The sequence below is a fragment of the Vibrio renipiscarius genome, from assembly GCF_000827885.1.
Classification (GTDB): Bacteria; Pseudomonadota; Gammaproteobacteria; order Enterobacterales; family Vibrionaceae; genus Vibrio; species Vibrio renipiscarius.
This window is the reverse complement of the sequence record NZ_JTKH01000019.1, coordinates 36,911-58,299: the sequence shown is the minus strand read 5'-3', so window position 1 is coordinate 58,299 and position 21,389 is coordinate 36,911. Positions and strand designations below refer to the sequence as shown.

Below are 21,389 nucleotides of genomic sequence, written 5' to 3'. Positions count from 1 at the left end.
AGAATATTGGTGTTTTGGATAAATTATAGAGCTCGACAAGCTTCAAGCACAAACGGGTTGTGATTGCCTTGTACTTTCGCAATGTGTTTATCGCGTTCGCATTCCCATCGGTCTGCGGGGTATTGTTTATTCCAAGCCAGCATCAGCTGTTGTTGCTGTTTCGAAATGTTAAAACCGTATTCTTGGCTCATGTAGAGGTAAGTGCGGGCAATCGAACCACGGGCACGATCGGGCGGCATCACTTTGCGTTGCTTAAAGTTCACCTGCATTTCACAGCGACCATAAGAGACGCCATCCACACCATTCCACTGACTAAAATTGAAGTTTGAGCGATCGCCGTTGACTTCGCCAATCGCGGGGGTCAGGTTGTGCAAGTCCGCTTCCATCTGGCGAAATTGCGGATATTTTTTCTTCGAGCACTCTTTGCGCCCACCTTTTTGCCAACATTGCATTTGATGGCCGAATTGCCACGCAGGTACAACGTGTTCCCATTCGATACGGGTTGCGCGAACTTTTTGTGTTTGTTTACGGATCTTATAGCCGCAGCCTTGTAAATCAGGAACGCCTTTTCGACCTTGCCATTGAATGTCACAGCCGCAGTAGAAGCTGGTGGCGTAATCAAGATCGCGCTCGAGATCTTTGTAGATACTTACGGCTTCGCGTTTGGCGGCAGAAAAGGAACTCGGGGGAGCTGCTACAACACTGCTTGCCGCAAACGCAAGCAGTAGACAGGAGAGTTTACGCATGAAAAAGTCTTATAAAGGAATGTCTTTTTGCATGATATCACTCAATTTAATAACAAGTCGGTGATAATTTTGTGATTAGCTGAGTTGCTTACCGGTGAAGCTCAACAGGTGCTGGCATTGCTGACAACGATAGCTCATCTGTCCTCTTAGGATCTTATTGTGACGGCGAATGGTCAGTGGGTAGTCGCGACAGTGACAACGATATTGAAAGGTTTTGCCTTGTACAGACTCGGTCGCAAAAGAGTGTGTTGTTCGGGCTGGGATAGCAAAGACACTTTCCATCACGCCTTTCCATTGCGTTCCGTGGGGACGAACACGACCATAGACTTGATAGGTAATTAAATGCGCGACCTCGTGAGGAATGACTTCATCTAAGAAAGCATGCTGGTTTTCCAAGAAGAGGACCGGATTGATGCGTACCTGATTGAGTTGCAAGTAGGCTTTTCCAGCCGCTTTGCCACGTAATTGATAGCTGAGTGTCGGTTGAGGAAAAGAGCGCTGAAAAGCCTGCTCAGCGAGTTTGATGCACTCTGCCACTTTTCGTATGGCCTGATAATTGAGTTCTTTGTCCACGCTTTCTCCACGCCTTAACCATAAAAAGAGCCCAGCGTAATGGCTGGGCTGTCTGCATCATATAGCGAAGCATCAACGCTGTTAAGAAAATGCGGTTAAGGAAATTCTGTTAAGGGTGATGTTTCTTCTTGATGACCTCGTGATAAGCATGCCAAGTACCGTAGCCAAGAATCGGCATAGTAAACAGCATGCCGATGCCGTAGGTCGCAAAGCCAATTAAGATGCCGCCACAAATGATCGCCGCCCAGACGATCATGGCGGGGATGTTGCTTTTCACGGCGTTAAAGCTAGTGAATACAGCGGTCATCATATCCACGCGACGCTCCATCATTAATGGAATCGAAAAGGCTGACAAACTAAAAACGACGCAGGCTAAAACGAAACCAACGATCGATCCAATGATAAGGAAGGGGAGAAAATCCGCTAGCGGTGCGCCTTGGACTGAGGGATAGATAGCATGCAATAAAGCGGCAATTCGCATCCAAAAGATCATGCTCATCGCGAGTAATAGAGCAAAGGCCCACTGAGAGGTAGAGTTGCGACTGATGGCTTTGATGGAATGAAATAAGCTGGCACTGCGTCCTCTTTCTCTCGCCCAACTTGCATCATAAAGACCAAGCGCTAAAAAAGGCCCTATAAGCATATAGACAACAAGACTTGGCATGACGACTAAATGGGTACCTTGCCATTGTACTAATAGCACAATGCCGATCGCGGCGGCCATAAAGCACAGGCCATAAAAGGCACTGATGATGGGCATTTTGACCAAGTCATGCAGGCCAAGCGCGAGCCAATGAAAAGGCGCACTGATGCTGACTTGGTTACACGATATGGTTCGAGCATATTCATGGTTGGGGACTTCTTTTTTTCCGCTTTTGAAGTCCGATGGATTCACAGTTCGAGGCATAGTTCCTCCTTGATGGTCTCTCTCAGATCCCACTGACTGCTGGTGGTTGTTTGAATGACGGACTGAAAGACGGGACAGCAAACGCGCGTTATCCGGCATCATGGTTTAAAAATCAATGTGTTGAATATCAGTCATTATCTTATACGTGTAGAAATGATATTTAACATTATTTTAACTATTGGCAATAATGTGCCAATTTACAAATTATTCTCGGATCGACGCTGAAGGGGAGGTTGGGGAAGTATGATGAAAAAAGTGCAGGGCAGTGAAAAGAAAAAAGCCCTCACAGTAAACTGCAAGGGCTGAAAGATTCGTTGCTTTAAGTGTTACTTAAGGCCAGCGAAATCGCGCAATAGTGCTGCTTTGTCCGTCGCTTCCCAAGGGAACTCTTCACGACCAAAGTGACCGTAAGCGGCGGTTTGCTTATAGATTGGTTGAAGTAGGTTCAACATCTCTTGCAGGCCGTATGGACGTAGATCGAAGTGTTGGCGAACCGCTTCAATGATGATCTCTTGTGATACTTTTTCTGTACCGAACGTTTCAACCATGATTGAGGTTGGATCAGCAACACCGATTGCGTAAGACAGTTGGATCTCACAACGGTCAGCCATACCAGCCGCAACAATGTTTTTTGCTACGTAACGCGCTGCGTATGCTGCAGAACGGTCAACTTTTGATGGATCTTTACCAGAGAACGCACCACCGCCGTGACGCGCTGCGCCGCCGTAGGTATCAACGATGATCTTACGACCGGTCAAACCACAGTCACCCATTGGGCCACCGATAACAAAACGACCGGTTGGGTTGATAAAGAATTTTGTTTCTTTACTTAGCCACTCAGCAGGCAGTACTGGCTTGATGATCTCTTCCATGACTGCTTCACGCAGATCTGGCGTTGTGACGGAATCACAGTGTTGCGTTGAAAGAACAACAGCATCAATACCAACAATTTTGCCTTGATCGTATTGGAAAGTAACTTGTGATTTCGCATCAGGGCGAAGGAAATCTAGTTTGCCGCTCTTACGCACTTCTGCCTGTTTTTTCATCAACAGGTGAGAGTAAGTGATTGGTGCAGGCATTAGAATGTCAGTTTCGTTTGTCGCGTAACCAAACATGATGCCTTGGTCGCCAGCGCCTTGCTCTTTAGGGTCAGCCTTATCAACACCTTGGTTGATGTCTGGTGATTGCTTACCGATCGTGTTTAATACTGCACAAGAGTTCGCATCAAAGCCCATGTCTGAGTGTACGTAACCGATATCACGTACGGTTTCACGGGTGATTTCTTCGATATCAACCCATGCAGAAGTGGTCACTTCACCACCGACCATTACCATGCCGGTTTTTACGTAGGTTTCACACGCAACACGTGCTTTCGGGTCTTGTTCTAAGATCGCATCAAGAACCGCATCCGAGATTTGGTCTGCAATTTTATCTGGATGGCCTTCTGAAACTGACTCAGAGGTAAATAGGTGCTTAGCCATGTGAACTCCATGTTTGTTCGTCGATACAGACAATCGATATCTGTATCAAAAGTAGTCTTCAGCTATGTAGGTGTTTCTACATCTAGACGTCTATTCTAGATTTGAATGTTCGAATTACAAGTTCTTTTTTCAACTATCTAAAAACCAATCGTTTGCTTTATTCTTTGGTAAATGCTCGAAGACGGGGGAAATAGTCGATAAAAGCAGAATATTTGTGTGTTTTAAGTCAGGAAAACGTTTGCAGTGCTATGGGGGCTCTGAGAGAATACTGGCCTATTAAATCCCCCTACATTAATTCGCTTACTTGCACTTAGGAGCAGACATGTCTTCTCGTAAACACCTAGCAAATGCAATCCGCGCACTGAGCATGGATGGCGTTCAACAAGCAAACTCAGGCCACCCTGGCGCACCAATGGGTATGGCTGATATCGCTGAAGTACTTTGGCGTTCTCACCTAAACCACAACCCAGTGAACCCTGAGTGGGCTGATCGTGACCGTTTTATTCTTTCTAACGGCCACGGTTCAATGCTGATTTACTCTCTACTACACCTAAGTGGTTACGAGCTGTCTATCGACGACCTTAAGAACTTCCGTCAACTGCACTCTAAAACGCCAGGTCACCCTGAATACGGTTACGCACCAGGCATCGAAACGACAACCGGCCCTCTAGGTCAAGGCATCACCAACGCTGTTGGTATGGCGATGGCTGAAAAGTCACTGGCTGCTCAGTTCAATAAAGAAGGCCACGACATCGTTGACCACCACACTTATGTGTTCATGGGTGATGGCTGTTTGATGGAAGGCATCTCGCACGAAGCTTGTTCTCTTGCGGGTACGCTTGGTCTAGGAAAACTGATTGCATTTTGGGATGACAACGGCATCTCAATCGATGGTCACGTGGAAGGTTGGTTCTCTGACGATACGCCTAAGCGTTTTGAAGCGTACGGCTGGCATGTTATCCCAGCGGTTGATGGTCACGATGCTGACGCAATCAATGCGGCAATTGAAGCGGCAAAAGCGGATCCTCGTCCGACGCTAATCTGTACTAAAACCATCATCGGTTTTGGTTCGCCAAACAAATCAGGCTCTCATGATTGTCACGGCGCGCCACTGGGTGCAGAAGAAATCGCCGCGGCGCGTGAATTCCTAGGTTGGGAACACCCTGCATTTGAAATTCCAGCGGATGTTTACTCTGAGTGGGATGCAAAAGCAGCCGGCGCAGATAAAGAAGCGGCTTGGGATGCAAAATTCGCCGCTTACGCAGCCGCTTACCCAGTGGAAGCGGCAGAGTTCAAGCGCCGTGTAAACGGTGAACTGCCAGCGCAGTGGGAAGAGAAGACTCAGCAAATCATTGCGGATCTACAAGCAAACCCAGCTAACATTGCATCACGCAAAGCGTCTCAAAACGCACTAGAAGCGTTTGGTGCGATGCTACCTGAGTTCATGGGCGGCTCAGCTGACCTAGCGCCTTCTAACCTGACCATGTGGTCTGGCTCTAAGTCGTTAACCGCAGAAGACTTCTCTGGTAACTACATCCATTACGGTGTGCGTGAATTCGGCATGACGGCGATCATGAACGGTATCGCTCTGCATGGTGGTTTCGTGCCTTACGGTGCGACTTTCCTTATGTTTATGGAATACGCACGTAACGCGATGCGCATGGCTGCTCTGATGAAGATTCAGAACATCCAAGTGTACACCCATGACTCTATCGGTCTGGGCGAAGATGGCCCGACTCACCAACCGGTTGAGCAAATTGCTTCTCTACGCCTAACACCAAACATGAGCACATGGCGCCCATGTGACCAAGTTGAGTCTGCAGTGGCATGGAAACTGGCGATTGAACGTAAAGATGGCCCATCAGCGCTTATCTTCTCGCGTCAAAACCTAGCACAACAACCTCGTGATGCAGAGCAAGTGGCGAACATCGCGCGCGGCGGCTACATCCTTAAAGATTGCGCAGGCAAGCCTGAGCTAATCCTTATCGCAACGGGTTCTGAAGTTGAGCTAGCGGTGAAAGCGGCAGAAGAACTAACGGCGCAAGGCAAAGCGGTACGTATCGTATCAATGCCAGCAACCGATGCGTTTGATAAGCAAGATGCGGCTTACCGTGAATCAGTATTGCCATCAGATGTGACAGCGCGTATCGCGATTGAAGCGGGCATTGCTGACTTCTGGTACAAGTACGTAGGTTTTGATGGTCGTATCATCGGTATGACGACATTCGGTGAATCAGCGCCAGCTGAGCAACTGTTTGAAATGTTCGGCTTCACGGTTGAAAACGTCGTGAACACTGCGCAAGAGCTATTGGCTTAATTGCCGCTTGCTAGCTAAATAAAAATAGCTTCTTAAACATAAAAACCGAGCGATTAGCTCGGTTTTTTTATATCGGTATTTTTTATCAGTAGCAGAATGATGAGCTATTCGTGCTCTTGGCCTTTATTGTCGAGCTCTTTTAAGCCACAAACTTTGCAGGTGACATATCGATCCATGTCGTGATAGTTGCCGCCATTGATAAAGGTGTGCGCAAATAATTTGATTCGCCCAATAACACTCCGGTCAGTATCGTATTTGCTTGGTTTGCGCACCAATATCTCGCTATATGGGGTGTCTTTTTGACATTTTTTGCAAAAATGAGCATCGCTTGAGAGGGACATACCAAATCCTTTTAAGTTATGTATTGAATAATAAATGCACAAGTATAAGCCGTAATGCCACCGTGCGATTCATCACGCCCCTCCATTCATTTCTTGATTAGGGAAGGATCACTCTTTTACTGCGCTTTATTAGGAGATCGGTTAGTATTTGTGGCACGTATTTACGATGTGACATTAAAGAGCGATAGGCGATGGAATTATGCTGAAAGTTGCGATCAATGGATTTGGACGGATCGGTCGTAATGTGTTGCGAGCGGTGTATGAAAGCGGCAAGCATCAACAGATCAAAGTAGTGGCAGTCAATGAATTGGCTCAACCAGAGGCAATGGCGCACTTACTTCAATACGACACCAGTCATGGTAGATTTGCGAAAAAAATCAGCCATGACCAAGAACATCTCTACATACATCACCAATCGGGTGAGCACGATACGATTCGAATTTTGCATATTGGCGACATAGAACTGTTGCCGTGGCGTGATTTGGACGTTGATATCGTACTTGATTGTACCGGGGTTTATGGTTGCCGAGCGGATGGCCTTGCGCATATCGAGGCGGGCGCAAAAAAAGTGCTCTTCTCACATCCTGGCGCGAATGATCTTGATAACACCATTATCTATGGCGTGAATCATCACACGTTAACCCCTGGACACACCATCGTCTCGAATGGCTCTTGCACGACCAACTGTATCGTACCGATCATTCAGGTATTAGATGATGCCTTTGGCATTGATTCTGGCACCATCACGACGATTCACTCCTCAATGAACGATCAACAAGTCATTGACGCTTATCATCCAGACCTACGTCGAACTCGAGCTGCAAGCCAATCGATCATCCCCGTCGATACTAAATTACATAAAGGGATTGAAAGAATATTCCCGAAATTTTCCAACAAGTTTGAAGCTATTTCCGTACGCGTGCCGACGGTTAATGTGACGGCGATGGATTTAAGTGTCACGATTAGTACGAATGTGAAAGTTAATGACGTAAATCAAACCATTGTTAATGCATCTCAGTGTACATTACGTCATATAGTTGACTATACTGAAGCGCCGCTTGTCTCGGTAGACTTTAACCATGATCCACACAGTGCGATTGTAGATGGTTCTCAGACCCGAGTGAGTAACGGACATTTAGTAAAAATGCTCGTTTGGTGCGACAACGAATGGGGCTTTGCGAATAGGATGTTGGATACTGCTCTTGTGATGCAGATCTCTAAATAAGGCCTCAACTGATGAGTAGGAATTATTTATTTTCACCCTTGAAATAAATAAGAGTAAGCTCCATATCAGTAATTAGTTTGAAGAATTATTAGGCTCGGCAGGATTGCCGGGTTTCCAAAAACTTTATTTATTTAATATTTGAGAGGACAAATCATGTCTGTAATCAAGATGACCGACCTGGATCTAGCAGGTAAACGCGTATTCATCCGTGCTGACCTAAACGTACCAGTAAAAAACGGTAAAGTAACTTCAGATGCACGTATTCTTGCATCTCTACCAACTATCAAACTTTGCCTAGAAGCTGGCGCGAAAGTTATGGTTACTTCTCACCTAGGTCGTCCTACTGAAGGCGAATACGCAGAAGAGTTCTCTCTAGCTCCTGTAGTTAACTACCTAAACGACGCACTAGACTGCGAAGTGAAACTAGCGAAAGACTACCTAAACGGTCTAGAGCTAAACACTGGTGAGCTTGTTGTTCTTGAAAACGTTCGCTTTAACAAAGGCGAGAAGAAAAACGAAGAAGAACTATCTAAAGCATACGCAGCACTATGTGACGTATTCGTAATGGATGCATTCGGCACTGCTCACCGTGCACAAGCTTCTACGCACGGCGTAGGCATGCACGCAGATATCGCTTGTGCTGGTCCTCTACTAGCAGCTGAACTAGAAGCACTTGGTAAAGCGATGAGCAACCCAGAGCGTCCACTAGTCGCTATCGTTGGTGGTTCTAAAGTTTCTACTAAGCTGACTGTTCTTGAGTCACTATCTAAAATCGCTGACCAACTTGTTGTTGGTGGTGGTATCGCGAACACTTTCATTGCCGCTGAAGGCCACAACGTAGGTAAGTCTCTATACGAAGCAGACCTAGTTGAAACCGCTAAAAAACTAATGAAAGACTGTGCAATTCCAGTAGCAACTGACGTTGCTTGTGCAAAAGCATTTGATGAAAACGCAGAAGCTGAAATCAAGAACGTTGCTGACGTTCAAGATGACGACATGATCTTCGATCTAGGTCCAGATTCAACAGCGGTTCTAGCGGACATCATCGCGAACGCAAAAACTATCCTTTGGAACGGCCCTGTAGGTGTATTCGAGTTCAAGAACTTCGAAGCAGGTACTAAAGGTATTTCTGAAGCAATCGCTAAGTCTGCAGGTTTCTCTGTAGCGGGCGGTGGTGACACGCTAGCAGCTATCGACAAGTTCGGTATCAAAGCAGATGTTTCTTACATCTCTACTGGCGGCGGTGCATTCCTTGAGTTCGTTGAAGGTAAAGTACTTCCAGCAGTTGAAATGCTAGAGTCACGCGCTAAATAATTCAAAGAAAGCGGGAGAGAAATCTTCCGCTTTCTTGTTTGCTGCAAGTCACATAATTCTCTGTTAGAATACCGCGAGTTGTGAGCAAACGATTGCAAATTTAAATTAATAATTAGTTTTAGTTTTTAAAACGACAGATAAATAGGACTACAACCCATGTCTAAGATCTTCGATTTCGTAAAACCAGGCGTTATTTCTGGCGACGACGTACAAAAAGTATTTGAAGTAGCAAAAGAGAACAAATTTGCTCTTCCAGCAGTTAACGTAGTTAACACTGACTCTATCAACGGTGTTCTAGAAGCGGCTTCTAAAGTTAAAGCTCCTGTTGTAGTTCAGTTCTCTAACGGCGGTGCAGGCTTCTTCGTTGGTAAAGGCGTTAAACTTGAAGGTCAAGGTGCACAAATCCTTGGCGCAGTAGCGGGCGCTAAATACGTTCACGCTGTTGCAGAATCTTACGGCGTTCCAGTAATCCTTCACACTGACCACGCTGCGAAGAAATTGCTTCCTTGGATCGACGGCCTACTAGACGCGGGTGAAGAGTTCTTCGCTCAAACTGGTAAACCACTATTCTCTTCTCACATGATCGACCTTTCTGAAGAGTCTCTAGAAGAGAACATCGAGATCTCTGGTCAATACCTAGCTCGCATGGCGAAAATGGGCATGACTCTAGAAATCGAACTAGGTTGTACTGGTGGCGAAGAAGATGGCGTTGATAACTCTCACATGGACGCATCTGAGCTGTACACTTCTCCAGAAGACGTTGCTTACGCATACGAAAAACTAACGGCTATCAGCCCACGTTTCACTATCGCAGCATCTTTCGGTAACGTACACGGTGTTTACCAAGCGGGTAACGTTGTACTAACTCCAACAATCCTACGTGATTCTCAAGCATACTGTGCAGAGAAGTTCGGTATCGCACCTAACGCTCTAAACTTCGTATTCCACGGTGGTTCAGGTTCTTCTGAAGCTGAAATCCAAGAGTCTATCGGCTACGGTGTTATCAAAATGAACATCGATACTGATACACAGTGGGCAACTTGGGACGGCATCCGTACTTACGAAGCTGAAAACCGTGATTTCCTACAAGGTCAAATCGGTAACCCAACTGGCGAATCTGCGCCAAACAAAAAGTACTACGATCCACGCGTATGGCTACGCTCTGGTCAAGCATCAATGGTTACTCGTCTAGAGAAAGCATTCGCTGACCTAAACGCAATCGACGTACTATAATTCTATTTAAGAATTAGAATGTTGAAAGCCCGCTCTTTGAGCGGGTTTTTTTATGCCTGTAATTTAATATGACACGACTTTTGATAAAAAAATGTGGCGAAATGTAACGGTAATGAGTAGGCTTTAACAGCCAACATCACTTAGGTATGTAACTCTTTGTTTTGATTGTTTTTGCATAATCTTTACTTTGCTAAAACCATAAACTGGGCTATCTTGCCGCAAACTGACATTTGCTCAGTAGATGTATAGGGATATTGTCGTTTTTTAAAGTCGCATGTATTTGAGAGGAAATTAATATGGCAGGTGAGTCTGTGGACATCCAAACTCCATTGGTGGATAGTTTAGCAAAAGCTGAGACTTGGCTTAACAGCAATTCGGATCTGTTGATTCAGTATGGCGTGAATATCATTTCAGCGGTACTGATTCTATTTATTGGTAATATCGTTGCAAAAATGGTGGCGAATAGCGTCGCGAAGATGCTTGATAAAAAGAAAATGGATAAAGCCGTTATTGAGTTTATCCATGGTATCGTCCGCTACACATTATTTGTGATTGTGCTTATTGCTGCACTAAGCCGCATTGGGGTACAGACCGCATCAGTGGTTGCCGTTATCGGTGCCGCAGGCTTAGCGATTGGTCTTGCTCTGCAAGGCTCACTATCTAACTTCGCAGCAGGCGTATTGATTGTTGGCTTCCGTCCATTCAAATCAGGCGATTATGTTGAAGTGGGTGGCGTTGCTGGTAGCGTTGAAGCAATTCAAATCTTCCAAACTGTGCTAAAAACACCAGACAACAAAATGGTTGTCGTACCAAACGCAGGCGTTATCGGTAGCCCGATTACCAACTACTCACGTCATGATACTCGTCGTGTTGATTTAACGATTGGCGTTTCTTACAGCTCAGATCTTAAACTGACGAAGAAAGTTATCCAAGAAGCACTAGAAAAAGATGAGCGTATTCTAAAAGACCACGACATCACTATTGGTGTGGTTGCGCTTGCGGACTCATCAGTAAACTTTGTTGTTCGCCCTTGGTGTAAAACAGCGGATTACTGGGACGTTTACTTTGATTCTAACCAAGCGATCAAAGAGGCGTTGGATGCGAATGGCATCGAGATTCCCTTTCCGCAAATGGACGTACACCTCAACAAGGTGGAAGCGTAATTACTTATTGTAGTTAGAACCGTTTCAAAAAAGCGAAGCCTAGGCTTCGCTTTTTTTATGTCTGTCGTTGGTCGCTGAGTTATTGGATCATGGGTAACCCGCCTTACTGAATCAGCTGCTTCGTCAGCAAGGAGGCGATAAAGAACATCATTATCGCGACCATAATATCAATGCCTTTTTTCACTTTCGGTTTGGACAATGTCGGGCCTAATTTTGCCGCACCCAGCGACAATGAGTAGAACCAAACAAAAGAGGCCATGATGGTGCCGATAGCAAAAGAAATACGATCTTGCCCCTCAAATTGACCACCGATTGAGCCTAAGATTACAACGGTATCCAAATAGAGATGAGGGTTTAATACCGTCACTGCCAAAGCGCCAAGAATGACGGTACGACGGCCGCGAGCCAGTACATGCCCCGCATGTTCTTGTTTCGCCGGATCACGAAAAGCACTCTTTAAAGACAAGCAGCCGTACACAGTCAGGAAGGCGATACCACCGAGCGTTACGACGGTTAATAGCATTTCATTTTGAGAGATGAGTGCGCCACCACCAAAGATCCCGAGAGAGATAAAAATCGCATCAAGAACGCTACAGGTGATCGCCGTCGTTAAATGATGTTGGCGTTTAATCCCTTGATTGAGAACATAAGCATTCTGCGCGCCGATCGGTATGATCATGGTTGCGCCTAGTCCAAATCCTTGCAGTAATACCCATAAATTCACAATCTTCTCTCCGGTTATTTGATGTCGATGCGAGGAAGATAATCCGGGGACGGAAATAAGTATATTTAATGATTTTAATTCAGTATAAGTAATGCTTATAACGCAAGCTAAGCGTGCATGGAAATGAAAATTAAAGGGAAAAGGTATGCGTGGATTGGACTACAAATGGGTTGAAGCGCTTGAGGCGATCGTGCAGTTGGGCAGCTTTGAGCGAGCCGCTGAGTCGCTTTATGTTTCTCAATCAGCGGTCTCTCAGCGCATCAAACAGCTGGAGAAATACCTCGCGCAACCGGCTCTGATCCGTGAAATCCCACCCAGGCCGACCCCTATCGGCAAGAAATTGCTGGGGTTGTATGGGCGTGTCCGCTTATTAGAAAGTGAGTTCATTCCAGAACTAATGAACGAAGGGGTGAGCAAGCCGTTAGAGGTTTCCTTTGCCACGAATGCCGACAGCTTGGCGACGTGGTTGCTGCCGAGTTTAACGCGCATCCTGAAAGAAAATCGAGTCGCTCTTAACCTGATTGTCGATGATGAAGGCCGCACGTTGGATAAATTGCGCAGCGGGGAAGTGGCGGGGGCGATCAGCTTAGAATCTCAATCGATACCGGGTTGCGATGCCGATTATCTTGGTCGTGTTGATTACTTGTGCGTGGCGAGTCCTGCATTTTGTCAGCATTACTTTCCCCATGGCGTAAACCGAGAATCACTGCAAACTGCCCCGACGGTGGCGTTTGATCACCATGATGATATGAACGATCGCTTTATCCATCAGCACTTCAATTTGCCGAAAGGCAGCGTATTAAAACACACGGTTCGCAGTTCAGAAGCCTTCGTCAAACTGGCATTAAGTGGGGTCGCGTATTGCTTGATCCCTAAACTTCAAATAGAAGATGAATTGGCCAATGGCAGCTTGGTGAACATCACGCCAGATTTTATTTTGTCGCACCGTATTTATTGGCACCACTGGCAGTTAGAGACGGGCTTATTGAAATCGCTTTCTGAAGCAATCATTCTGCATGCGAGAGAAATATTACCGAGTTAATCGGTTAAGTTTGTGTCAGTTTAATGAGGCATGTCTAGCCAAGAGAAAGATTTGATTTATGATGAATTAATCAACAACACTCATAAGGTGAATGGTATGAAGAAGGTCGCGTTAGTAGTCGCCGCGTTAGCCGCGAGCATGAGTTTTGCCTCATCGGCAAATGGATTGGATTTCCCTCACCTTTCCACCACAGGTTATGGTGAAGTGGTGGCGAAGCCGGATATGGCAGAGTTCTCGGTCAAAGTCGTTGAGACGACCATGACGGCGGAGCAAGCTAAGCAAAGTGTTGATAAAGCGGTGGCGGCTTTTCTAACTCAGCTTAAAGCGCAAGGGGTTACTGCCGATAGCATCACCAGCACCAATTTGTATCTGGCGCCTCAATACCACTACCCTAAAAAAGGTCAGCCTGAGCTCGTTGGTTATCGTGCTAGTCGAGCGATTACGGTGCAAGTGGATGATCTCGCCAACCTAAATCAATACTTAGATGTCGCGTTAAGTTCGGGTATCAACCAAGTCGATAACATCAAATTGAAAGTGAAGGATGAAGCGAAGTTTCATCAGCAAGCGCGTTTAGCGGCAATAAAAGATGCGCAAAGCAAAGCCGACTCATTGGCACAAGGTTTTGATCGCGAGCTCGGTTCGGTGTGGGAGATTAACTATAACTCGCACAACACTCAGCCTGTGCTTATGCGTGCGATGAGTATGGACATGAAAGCAGAATCGAATGGTTATCAAGATTCAACCTTAGTGATCCGAGATCGGGTTGACGTGATTTATCGTTTAGAGAAGTAGCGGATTTCTACGACAGGGTAGACAAGAGAGAGTGGGCATAATGCCTGCTCTTTTTTTATTCAAGATTGGGCAAATTCATCACCGCAAAGAATTGCTAGCGACAAAAAAAGAGGGCCTAAGCCCTCTTTCGTATCTTGTTTTCTGTTAGCGTCTAATTATAGAACGTGTACAGAAGCCGTGTTAGTTGTGCCTGAAGCGACTAGAGCGCCAGAAACCATAACTACGATGTCGCCTTTCTTACCTAGGCCAGATTGTAGAGCGATTTCTTTACCGTTTACGTAGAACTCATCAGTGTTGCTGATTGAATCAACAACAACAGGGCGAACACCTTTAGTAAGAACTAGCTGTGCAGCAGTCTTAGTGTTAGTTGTTAGCGCAAGGATGTTTGCAGTTGGGAAGTACTTACGTACTGAACGAGCAGATTTGCCGCCTTCAGTCGCAACAACGATTAGAGGAGCTGCTAGTTTCTCAGCTGTGTCTACCGCGCCTTTACATACTGCTTCAGTGATACGTAGACGTGGGCTGTCTAGACGAGAACCTAGTTCTGCTTTAAGAGCGCCATCAGTACGGTTCGCGATTTGAGCCATGATCGTTACTGCTTCAACTGGGTACTTACCTTTAGCTGTTTCGCCAGAAAGCATTACAGCATCAGTACCATCCATGATTGCGTTCGCAACGTCACCCGCTTCTGCGCGAGTTGGACGTGGGTTGTTGATCATAGAATCAAGCATTTGAGTTGCAGTGATAACAACTTTACGTGCACGGTTACATTTCTCGATCATCATCTTCTGAGCGAAGATTACTTCTTCAGCTGGGATTTCAACACCTAGGTCGCCACGAGCTACCATGATGCCGTCAGAAAGCTCAAGGATTTCGTCGAAGTTATCAACGCCTTCTTGGTTTTCAATTTTAGAGATGATGTGGATGTTCTCGCCGCCGTTAGCCGTTAGAACTTCACGGATTTCTTGTACATCAGCCGCTTTACGGATGAAAGATGCAGCAACGAAATCAACGCCTTGCTCACAACCAAATTTAAGGTCGTTCTTATCTTTTTCAGATAGAGCTGGAAGTTGAACAGAAACGCCAGGAAGGTTAACACCTTTGTTTTCGCCTAGAGCACCGTTGTTAAGAACTTTACACTTAACTTCAGTTTCAGTTGTTGCGATAACTTCCATCTCGATTAGACCATCGTCAACTAGGATAGTGTTACCAGCTGATAGATCTTTAGCAAAACCAAGGTAAGTTACTGCTACGATATCTTTGTTACCAACAACTGTTGCGTCAGTAGTGAAAGTGAACTCTTGGCCCGCTACTAGATCAACGTCGTTGCCGTCTTCTAGTTTGATCGTGCGGATTTCTGGACCTTTAGTGTCTAGAAGGATAGATAGTTGTTTGCCAGTTACTTCCATTACTTTACGGAAGTTCACGATGCGAGCTTCGTGCTCCGCGAAGTTACCGTGAGAGAAGTTAAGACGCATAACATTCATGCCTGCGTTTACAAGTTCAGTTAGCTTCTCTACAGATTCAGTTTTAGGGCCAATCGTACATACGATTTTGGTCTTTTTCATGGAAGATACTCTCCGGTAAATAAGATGGTTACAGTTTAAGTTCGGTTATTGCATGAGTGTCGACGTTTAAATATAGACACTCGGCTTGTCTGAAGCAGGACTGATTGGGATGCATTTTGTGCCTGCAAAGAGATCAGTGTAGTCCGATTTGGGTCTGCTTCAGTTCTGAAAGTTTTTCGTTATTTTTAGTCATGTGGTGATGGCTTTATCACCAGTTTTTTGCTGTTTTTGACTATTTTTTGTGATTAAGGCCACTTTAGCGCCCTTACATTGCAAAAAAATAACGTTCTTTTCTGTAATTAATTTTCTTTTCGGGTGCGAATTCTACCACTGAATGACTTCAATATCACTGCTTAAGAGTTGTCTTAGGACAAGGTTTTATCGCTAAATAATAATTTTTTGGATCGAAATAAATGGACGGATAAGTTTCGACTTGACTATAATAACTTTCAAATCGAAACTTAAGAATAAAAATTAGATGTCGAAACGAAACACTCAAATCAGAAGACACGCCATTTCCCACTTAGTGAATGAAAAAGGTGAGGTGAGCGTAGAAGAGTTATCGCAAAAGTTTGAAACCTCTGAGGTCACGATTAGAAAGGACTTGTCTTCATTGGAGCAGAACGGCCAATTATTGCGTCGCTACGGAGGCGCGATTGCATTGCCTTCGGAAGTGATGAACGATGAAATGGGCGAAAAAGTTTCGATTCGTAAGATGGAGCTAGCAGTCGCGGCGGCAAAGCTTATTCGTGACCACAACCGTATTGTGATCGACAGTGGCAGCACGACGACAGCCTTAATTCAGCAATTGAACGACAAGCGTGGCTTGGTGGTCATGACCAACTCTCTTAATGTCGCCAACGCGTTGAATGACCTCGAGAGTGAACCGCATCTACTCATGACCGGTGGCACTTGGGATGCTCACTCGGAGTCATTTCAGGGGCAAGTTGCTGAAACTGTGCTGCGTTCTTACGATTTTGATCAATTGTTTATTGGTGCAGATGGGGTTGATCTTGAACGTGGCACGACGACATTTAATGAACTGGTTGGTCTGAGCAAAGTGATGGCAGACGTATCACGTGAAGTGATCGTCATGGTCGAATCAGAAAAAATTGGCCGTAAGATTCCCAATTTAGAACTGAGCTGGGATGCAATCGATATATTGGTGACAAACAAAGATTTGTCATTGGACGACAAACAGCTAATTGAATCACAAAACATAAAAGTGATCTTAGCCTAATACCCAAAAGAGCCTTTGCTTGCTGCTCTTTGGAATGAAACCGAGTTGGAGATGATTATGTGTGGAATCGTAGGTGCAGTGGCACAACGAGATGTGGCGGAAATTCTAGTTGAAGGCCTTCGCCGTTTAGAATACCGAGGTTATGATTCAGCGGGTGTTGCTGTCGTTGATTCGGCATCCAACCTAACTCGTGTGCGCCGTTTAGGGAAAGTACAAGAATTAGCGGACGCGGTCGAAGAGCAGCAAGTGATTGGCGGTACCGGTATCGCTCATACACGTTGGGCGACACACGGTGAGCCATCTGAAGCGAACGCACACCCACACATGTCAGGCGATATTGCGGTTGTACACAATGGCATTATCGAAAACCACGAAGCATTGCGTGCTCTGCTGCAAGAGCGTGGCTACGTGTTTACCTCTCAAACCGATACCGAAGTGATTGCTCACTTAGTTGAGTGGGAACGCCGCACGTCAGCTTCTTTGGTTGAAGCGCTGCAGAAAACCGCCAAACAACTCGACGGTGCGTACGGTACGGTCGTGGTTGATCGCAAAGATCCTAGCCGCATTGTTGTGGCTCGTTCTGGTAGCCCGATCGTGATCGGTTTTGGTGTGGGTGAGAACTTCCTAGCCTCTGACCAACTGGCGCTATTAAGTGTTACTCGTCGCTTTATGTACCTAGAAGAAGGGGATGTTGCTGAGGTGACTCGTCGTGACGTCACTGTATTTGATGCGGTGGGTGAGCGTGTTGAGCGTGACATCGTTGAATCAAACGCTGAACACGACGCCGGTGACAAAGGTCAATACCGTCACTTCATGCAAAAAGAGATCTTTGAGCAGCCAACCGCGCTGATCAACACAATGGAAGGTCGTATCTCTGACACGTCAGTGATCACTAACGCGATTGGCGTTAAAGCGGAAGAGATCTTAAGCAAAGTTGAACATGTGCAGATCATCGCATGTGGTACATCTTACAACTCAGGTATGGCCGCTCGTTACTGGTTTGAGTCTCTAGCGGGCGTAAGCTGTGATGTAGAGATCGCTTCTGAATTCCGTTACCGTGATTTCGTTGTTCGTCCGAACAGCCTATTGGTGACTTTGTCTCAGTCTGGTGAAACCGCCGATACGCTTGCGGCACTTCGTTTGGCAAAAGAGAAAGGTTACATGTCAGCAATGACGATCTGTAACGTAGCGGGTTCTTCGCTGGTTCGTGAATCTGATTTTGCCTTCATGACTCGCGCAGGGACAGAGATTGGTGTTGCTTCGACGAAAGCGTTCACCACTCAACTCGCAGCAATGCTGATGATGGTAACGTCAATTGGTCGCTTACAAGGTCGCATCAATAAAGAGAAAGAAGCAGAAATCGTTAAGGCGCTGCATGAGCTCCCTACCGCTATTGAGCGAGCTCTCGCATTTGATAAAGAGATCGAAGCGCTCGCGCCTGATTTTGCTGATAAGCACCACACACTGTTCTTGGGTCGTGGTGAGTTCTACCCAATCGCGATGGAAGCGTCTCTTAAACTGAAAGAGATCTCTTACATTCACGCAGAAGCTTACGCTGCGGGTGAGCTTAAGCACGGTCCTTTGGCGCTGATCGATGCCGATATGCCTGTCGTCGTTATCGCACCAAGCAACGATTTGCTAGAGAAGCTGAAATCAAACGTTGAAGAAGTACGCGCGCGTGGCGGCTTGTTGTATGTCTTTGCGGATGAAGAGGCTGGATTTGAGGCGGACGACACCATGAAGATCATTGCGATGCCACATGTTAGTGAGATCACCGCTCCAATCTATTACACCATCCCAATGCAGTTATTGTCATACCATGTCGCCCTAATTAAGGGAACGGATGTTGATCAGCCTAGAAACCTAGCGAAAGCGGTAACGGTTGAGTGATGTCATTAGTGACATAACATACGTGTTGGAAAGCAATAAGCGTTAGAACGAAGCGCTAACGTTTAAAGTGACGAGAACCGGTTAGGCTATTATAAGCCAACCGGTTTTTGTGTTTCTGGCTGGCCGAATTGTCTGCGTGATCAGGTCTAAAGCGAGCCACCACTCTTTGATGTGCTCCTTGTCTCAATCAACAAATCAACCGCAGTTTTGGATCCCAATGACTGCCCACGTGCGCATTTCATGCCGCATCGGGTGATTCACATTGAGTCATGTGGTTTGATGTGAGAATTTGATCGTTCACGCCCGCCTGCTTACGTTTGCGATTCAAACCACGTGTTCCCAAGTCAGAAGATCACGGCTTCGTACCAGTAAAACCATTAATTCGCGATGTAAATAAAGATTCTATATTTTGAATGAAATCAAATAACTTCATGTTTTTTGATCTAAAGCAGGTTGAATTTGTTTTGTTTTTATAGCTTGTTTTGCAGAGTTATTTTACAATGAAAATTAACCACATTGTATAGGAAGAACACAAATGAGACTAATTCCTTTAAATAATGCTTCACAGGTTGGTAAGTGGGCGGCACGACACATTGTTAACAAGATCAATGCGTTTAATCCTTCAGTTGATCGCCCATTTGTCCTTGGTTTGCCAACCGGTGGAACACCATTAAGTACCTATAAAGCGCTTATTGAGTTGTATAAAGCGGGTGAAGTGAGTTTTGAAAATGTCGTGACATTTAATATGGATGAATACGTTGGCATCGATCCTAATCATCCAGAGTCTTACCGTTCTTTCATGTACAATAACTTCTTCAATCATGTTGATATTAAAGAAGAAAACATCAATCTACTTGATGGTTTAGCTGATGATATCGATGCACATTGTGCAGCGTATGAAGAGAAAATTCGCTCATACGGCAAGATTAATTTGTTTATGGGCGGGATTGGCATCGATGGCCATATCGCGTTTAACGAGCCAGGTTCTTCTCTTGCTTCGCGTACTCGAATCAAAACGTTAACAGAAGAAACTCGCATTGCAAACTCTCGTTTCTTTGACAACGATATCAATCAAGTGCCTAAATACGCACTGACGATCGGTGTTGCAACGCTACTAGAAGCTGAAGAAGTCATGATTTTGACCTTGGGTCACAATAAGGCTCAAGCACTACAAGCGGCGATTGAAGGCGCGGTTAACCACATGTGGACGGTCACTGCGCTACAAATGCATCCAAAAGCGATCATCGTTGCGGACGAAGAAGCACAGCAAGAGCTTAAAGTTAAGACTCAGCGCTACTTCCTAGAGTTGGAAGCTGAGAATATTAAAGGTCTATAAGCCAAGTCCTTTTTCGTGCTGTTAAAAACCACTTCTTTCATGAGGTGGTTTTTTATACGAATGTGTTTTTGATCTGAACGTATTCGTTGCAACGCAAAAATAGCGATGCCATATCGATAACGTGTGGCAAACGGTAGTAATATTGAGAATTGATATTAAAACGGAAGTGTAAACAATATGTTGTTAAATGATGTTATCCAAATAATCGAGTTCACCGATACGGATCATTTTTCTGAAGCAATGGATGATTTTAATGCCCATGGCATTACTCACTCGAATCAGTTGCCTTTTCTTAATGTGGTTTATGATAAAGCGGAGAGTGCTTTATTAGAAAAATTTGGAAAAATTGGATTCAAAGGAAATGTTCAATTAGTCAAAACGGCGCAGGGCGACTATATCGTTTTTGATGCTAACCAGTTTGACGTTGAAGATGTTCTTTTGAAGTTTGAATGAAGTATAACCACTTAATCGTATTGATAATATCTGAGGTCTAAGAGATGACACAAACAACTGATATGGGGTGCAATATGGATAGTGAGTTATTATCTTTATTAGGCGCGACGTTAATTGCGGTGCAAAAAGTAGATAATCTCCTCTATCGAAGCATTCAGCCACTATGCAAATATCAGCCGTTAGAAGCGTTAAATACACTGGGCCGCATGACACCTGAACTGTTTTTGCAAGGTACGACTGCAGAACTAAAACAGACTCTATTGCTTCTAAATGACAATGTCGGAGAAGCGTTACCTCTTTCAATGAATCAAATGTCTGATTTTATTTATAAGAGGAACCTTGTGACGCGTCAGTTTTGGCAAATAACTGATGCCGAGGTTAAAGGGGGCGAAAAGATGGCCAACCCGAAACAATTTTTGTTGAATCTCTTGAATGAATGCGAACAGTGGGGCATGCAAGTAGAGAGCAGTCAAAAATAAGCCGTTAGGAAGATAACAAATTGTTTTGGGACAATTGCTGATGGATATCATGAATGGCTAGAACGATGATAGAGCGAACTTTATGGAAGTGGCGCTTTAAAAACATCGCGATCATATCTTCAGACATCCCTGAAATGAGCTCTGGTGAGTAATCGATCGGCATGCCTTTTTGCTGAATCGCATTCACTCTGTTCAATTCAAACACGACGTTTTGATCCCAAAACTCCACATCACCGTCTTGAATTTTTACCCATTCTTTAAGGGTAACGAAGATGGCAATATCATCGTAAACTTCTTTGCTGATGACGCCTAAACCCAGCAAAAGTTTAGTTCGCACGTTGATATCAGCAAGAGGTCCATCATTAGTTAGCAGTGGGTCGACAACAAACTTCACAGAGTAATCATCTTTGTGAAAAATACGTTTGAGAAGTGTATCGACCATATCCTCGAGTATGTCAAAGGCACACAATAAGCATTCCTTTGCATCGGAGGATTCGGCTAGTTCTTCTAATAATTCGGATTCGTGATTTGAGTACATTAGTATTCTGCAACTAGAAGATAAAAG

Annotated in this window: 20 protein-coding genes; 12 read left to right on the top strand and 8 right to left on the bottom strand. The window is 45.2% G+C overall.

Translation table 11 applies throughout. The annotated features are described in order from the left end of the window. Positions 1–23 precede the first annotated feature (23 nt). The 4 genes from OJ16_RS10370 to metK form a co-directional block, all read right to left on the bottom strand. Positions 24–746: an endonuclease gene (locus OJ16_RS10370; protein ID WP_040990113.1), complete on the bottom strand. Its 723-nt coding sequence runs from the start codon at positions 744–746 to the stop codon at positions 24–26. 75 nt (positions 747–821) lie between these two features. After that, positions 822–1,319, bottom strand: a complete 498-nt coding sequence (locus OJ16_RS10365) for a SprT family zinc-dependent metalloprotease (RefSeq protein ID WP_040990111.1) — start codon at positions 1,317–1,319, stop codon at positions 822–824. A gap of 109 nt (positions 1,320–1,428) precedes the next feature. Continuing rightward, on the bottom strand, positions 1,429–2,226 hold the full coding sequence (locus OJ16_RS10360; protein WP_040990109.1) for a DUF2189 domain-containing protein: 798 nt from the start codon (positions 2,224–2,226) through the stop codon (positions 1,429–1,431). Positions 2,227–2,552: 326 nt separating this feature from the next. Continuing rightward, positions 2,553–3,707: a methionine adenosyltransferase gene (gene metK / locus OJ16_RS10355; RefSeq protein ID WP_040990106.1), complete on the bottom strand. Its 1,155-nt coding sequence runs from the start codon at positions 3,705–3,707 to the stop codon at positions 2,553–2,555. A 322-nt stretch (positions 3,708–4,029) separates the two neighbouring features. On the opposite strand from metK, the gene tkt reads away from it, so the two are divergent. Then, positions 4,030–6,024 (top strand): transketolase, encoded by a 1,995-nt coding sequence (tkt, locus tag OJ16_RS10350; protein ID WP_040990104.1) that lies wholly within the window; start codon positions 4,030–4,032, stop codon positions 6,022–6,024. A gap of 104 nt (positions 6,025–6,128) precedes the next feature. Here tkt and OJ16_RS20215 read toward each other — a convergent pair whose 3' ends face one another. Continuing rightward, a complete protein-coding gene (locus OJ16_RS20215) occupies positions 6,129–6,365 on the bottom strand; it encodes a hypothetical protein (RefSeq protein WP_040990103.1) in 237 nt (78 codons plus the stop codon). 199 nt (positions 6,366–6,564) lie between these two features. Between OJ16_RS20215 and epd the strand changes: the two genes are divergently transcribed. The 4 genes from epd to mscS all read left to right on the top strand — a co-directional run bounded on the left by epd (position 6,565) and on the right by mscS (position 11,300). After that, a complete protein-coding gene (gene epd / locus OJ16_RS10340; RefSeq protein WP_040990101.1) occupies positions 6,565–7,590 on the top strand; it encodes an erythrose-4-phosphate dehydrogenase in 1,026 nt (341 codons plus the stop codon). Between the two features lie 153 nt (positions 7,591–7,743). Then, a complete protein-coding gene (locus OJ16_RS10335; RefSeq protein WP_040990099.1) occupies positions 7,744–8,904 on the top strand; it encodes a phosphoglycerate kinase in 1,161 nt (386 codons plus the stop codon). 156 nt (positions 8,905–9,060) lie between these two features. Then, a complete protein-coding gene (gene fbaA, locus OJ16_RS10330; protein WP_040990097.1) occupies positions 9,061–10,137 on the top strand; it encodes a class II fructose-bisphosphate aldolase in 1,077 nt (358 codons plus the stop codon). 296 nt (positions 10,138–10,433) lie between these two features. Next, positions 10,434–11,300: a small-conductance mechanosensitive channel MscS gene (gene mscS, locus OJ16_RS10325; RefSeq protein WP_040990095.1), complete on the top strand. Its 867-nt coding sequence runs from the start codon at positions 10,434–10,436 to the stop codon at positions 11,298–11,300. 103 nt (positions 11,301–11,403) lie between these two features. On the opposite strand, the gene OJ16_RS10320 is transcribed toward mscS, so the two are convergent. Further along, positions 11,404–12,024 (bottom strand): LysE/ArgO family amino acid transporter, encoded by a 621-nt coding sequence (locus OJ16_RS10320; protein ID WP_040990093.1) that lies wholly within the window; start codon positions 12,022–12,024, stop codon positions 11,404–11,406. Between the two features lie 145 nt (positions 12,025–12,169). On the opposite strand from OJ16_RS10320, the gene OJ16_RS10315 reads away from it, so the two are divergent. Then, complete coding sequence (locus tag OJ16_RS10315; RefSeq protein ID WP_040990091.1) at positions 12,170–13,066, top strand: LysR family transcriptional regulator ArgP; 897 nt, start codon at positions 12,170–12,172, stop codon at positions 13,064–13,066. 96 nt (positions 13,067–13,162) lie between these two features. Continuing rightward, entirely contained in the window at positions 13,163–13,858 is a 696-nt protein-coding gene (locus tag OJ16_RS10310; RefSeq protein WP_040990238.1) for an oxidative stress defense protein, read from the top strand. Between the two features lie 155 nt (positions 13,859–14,013). Here the strand turns inward: OJ16_RS10310 and pykF are convergent, their stop codons facing one another. Next, positions 14,014–15,426, bottom strand: a complete 1,413-nt coding sequence (gene pykF, locus OJ16_RS10305; RefSeq protein WP_040990089.1) for a pyruvate kinase PykF — start codon at positions 15,424–15,426, stop codon at positions 14,014–14,016. Between the two features lie 478 nt (positions 15,427–15,904). Between pykF and OJ16_RS10300 the strand changes: the two genes are divergently transcribed. The 5 genes from OJ16_RS10300 to OJ16_RS10280 all read left to right on the top strand — a co-directional run bounded on the left by OJ16_RS10300 (position 15,905) and on the right by OJ16_RS10280 (position 20,824). Next, positions 15,905–16,666, top strand: coding sequence for a DeoR/GlpR family DNA-binding transcription regulator (locus OJ16_RS10300; RefSeq protein WP_040990087.1), 762 nt, complete (start codon positions 15,905–15,907; stop codon positions 16,664–16,666). 57 nt (positions 16,667–16,723) lie between these two features. Beyond that, a complete protein-coding gene (glmS, locus tag OJ16_RS10295; protein ID WP_040990084.1) occupies positions 16,724–18,556 on the top strand; it encodes a glutamine--fructose-6-phosphate transaminase (isomerizing) in 1,833 nt (610 codons plus the stop codon). Positions 18,557–19,091: 535 nt separating this feature from the next. Next, positions 19,092–19,892, top strand: a complete 801-nt coding sequence (gene nagB, locus OJ16_RS10290; protein WP_040990083.1) for a glucosamine-6-phosphate deaminase — start codon at positions 19,092–19,094, stop codon at positions 19,890–19,892. A gap of 177 nt (positions 19,893–20,069) precedes the next feature. Beyond that, on the top strand, positions 20,070–20,345 hold the full coding sequence (locus tag OJ16_RS10285; protein ID WP_040990081.1) for a hypothetical protein: 276 nt from the start codon (positions 20,070–20,072) through the stop codon (positions 20,343–20,345). A gap of 74 nt (positions 20,346–20,419) precedes the next feature. After that, positions 20,420–20,824 carry a hypothetical protein gene (locus tag OJ16_RS10280; RefSeq protein WP_052810402.1) on the top strand — a complete coding sequence of 135 codons (405 nt, stop codon included), beginning with the start codon at positions 20,420–20,422 and terminating at the stop codon, positions 20,822–20,824. A gap of 4 nt (positions 20,825–20,828) precedes the next feature. Here OJ16_RS10280 and OJ16_RS10275 read toward each other — a convergent pair whose 3' ends face one another. Then, on the bottom strand, positions 20,829–21,362 hold the full coding sequence (locus OJ16_RS10275) for an MltR family transcriptional regulator (RefSeq protein WP_040990079.1): 534 nt from the start codon (positions 21,360–21,362) through the stop codon (positions 20,829–20,831). Between the last annotated feature and the right edge of the window lie 27 nt (positions 21,363–21,389).

What these genes read in the sequence shown, in the direction of transcription:
- OJ16_RS20215 (WP_040990103.1), bottom strand. Translation starts at nt 6,365, where the DNA reads ATGTCCCTCTCAAGCGATGCTCATTTTTGCAAAAAATGTCAAAAAGAC.
- mscS (WP_040990095.1), top strand. Translation starts at nt 10,434, where the DNA reads ATGGCAGGTGAGTCTGTGGACATCCAAACTCCATTGGTGGATAGTTTA.
- nagB (WP_040990083.1), top strand. Translation starts at nt 19,092, where the DNA reads ATGAGACTAATTCCTTTAAATAATGCTTCACAGGTTGGTAAGTGGGCG.
- OJ16_RS10300 (WP_040990087.1), top strand. Translation starts at nt 15,905, where the DNA reads ATGTCGAAACGAAACACTCAAATCAGAAGACACGCCATTTCCCACTTA.
- OJ16_RS10275 (WP_040990079.1), bottom strand. Translation starts at nt 21,362, where the DNA reads ATGTACTCAAATCACGAATCCGAATTATTAGAAGAACTAGCCGAATCC.
- OJ16_RS10280 (WP_052810402.1), top strand. Translation starts at nt 20,420, where the DNA reads ATGGATAGTGAGTTATTATCTTTATTAGGCGCGACGTTAATTGCGGTG.
- epd (WP_040990101.1), top strand. Translation starts at nt 6,565, where the DNA reads ATGCTGAAAGTTGCGATCAATGGATTTGGACGGATCGGTCGTAATGTG.
- pykF (WP_040990089.1), bottom strand. Translation starts at nt 15,426, where the DNA reads ATGAAAAAGACCAAAATCGTATGTACGATTGGCCCTAAAACTGAATCT.
- fbaA (WP_040990097.1), top strand. Translation starts at nt 9,061, where the DNA reads ATGTCTAAGATCTTCGATTTCGTAAAACCAGGCGTTATTTCTGGCGAC.
- metK (WP_040990106.1), bottom strand. Translation starts at nt 3,707, where the DNA reads ATGGCTAAGCACCTATTTACCTCTGAGTCAGTTTCAGAAGGCCATCCA.
- OJ16_RS10315 (WP_040990091.1), top strand. Translation starts at nt 12,170, where the DNA reads ATGCGTGGATTGGACTACAAATGGGTTGAAGCGCTTGAGGCGATCGTG.
- OJ16_RS10335 (WP_040990099.1), top strand. Translation starts at nt 7,744, where the DNA reads ATGTCTGTAATCAAGATGACCGACCTGGATCTAGCAGGTAAACGCGTA.
- OJ16_RS10370 (WP_040990113.1), bottom strand. Translation starts at nt 746, where the DNA reads ATGCGTAAACTCTCCTGTCTACTGCTTGCGTTTGCGGCAAGCAGTGTT.
- tkt (WP_040990104.1), top strand. Translation starts at nt 4,030, where the DNA reads ATGTCTTCTCGTAAACACCTAGCAAATGCAATCCGCGCACTGAGCATG.
- OJ16_RS10310 (WP_040990238.1), top strand. Translation starts at nt 13,163, where the DNA reads ATGAAGAAGGTCGCGTTAGTAGTCGCCGCGTTAGCCGCGAGCATGAGT.
- glmS (WP_040990084.1), top strand. Translation starts at nt 16,724, where the DNA reads ATGTGTGGAATCGTAGGTGCAGTGGCACAACGAGATGTGGCGGAAATT.
- OJ16_RS10285 (WP_040990081.1), top strand. Translation starts at nt 20,070, where the DNA reads ATGTTGTTAAATGATGTTATCCAAATAATCGAGTTCACCGATACGGAT.
- OJ16_RS10360 (WP_040990109.1), bottom strand. Translation starts at nt 2,226, where the DNA reads ATGCCTCGAACTGTGAATCCATCGGACTTCAAAAGCGGAAAAAAAGAA.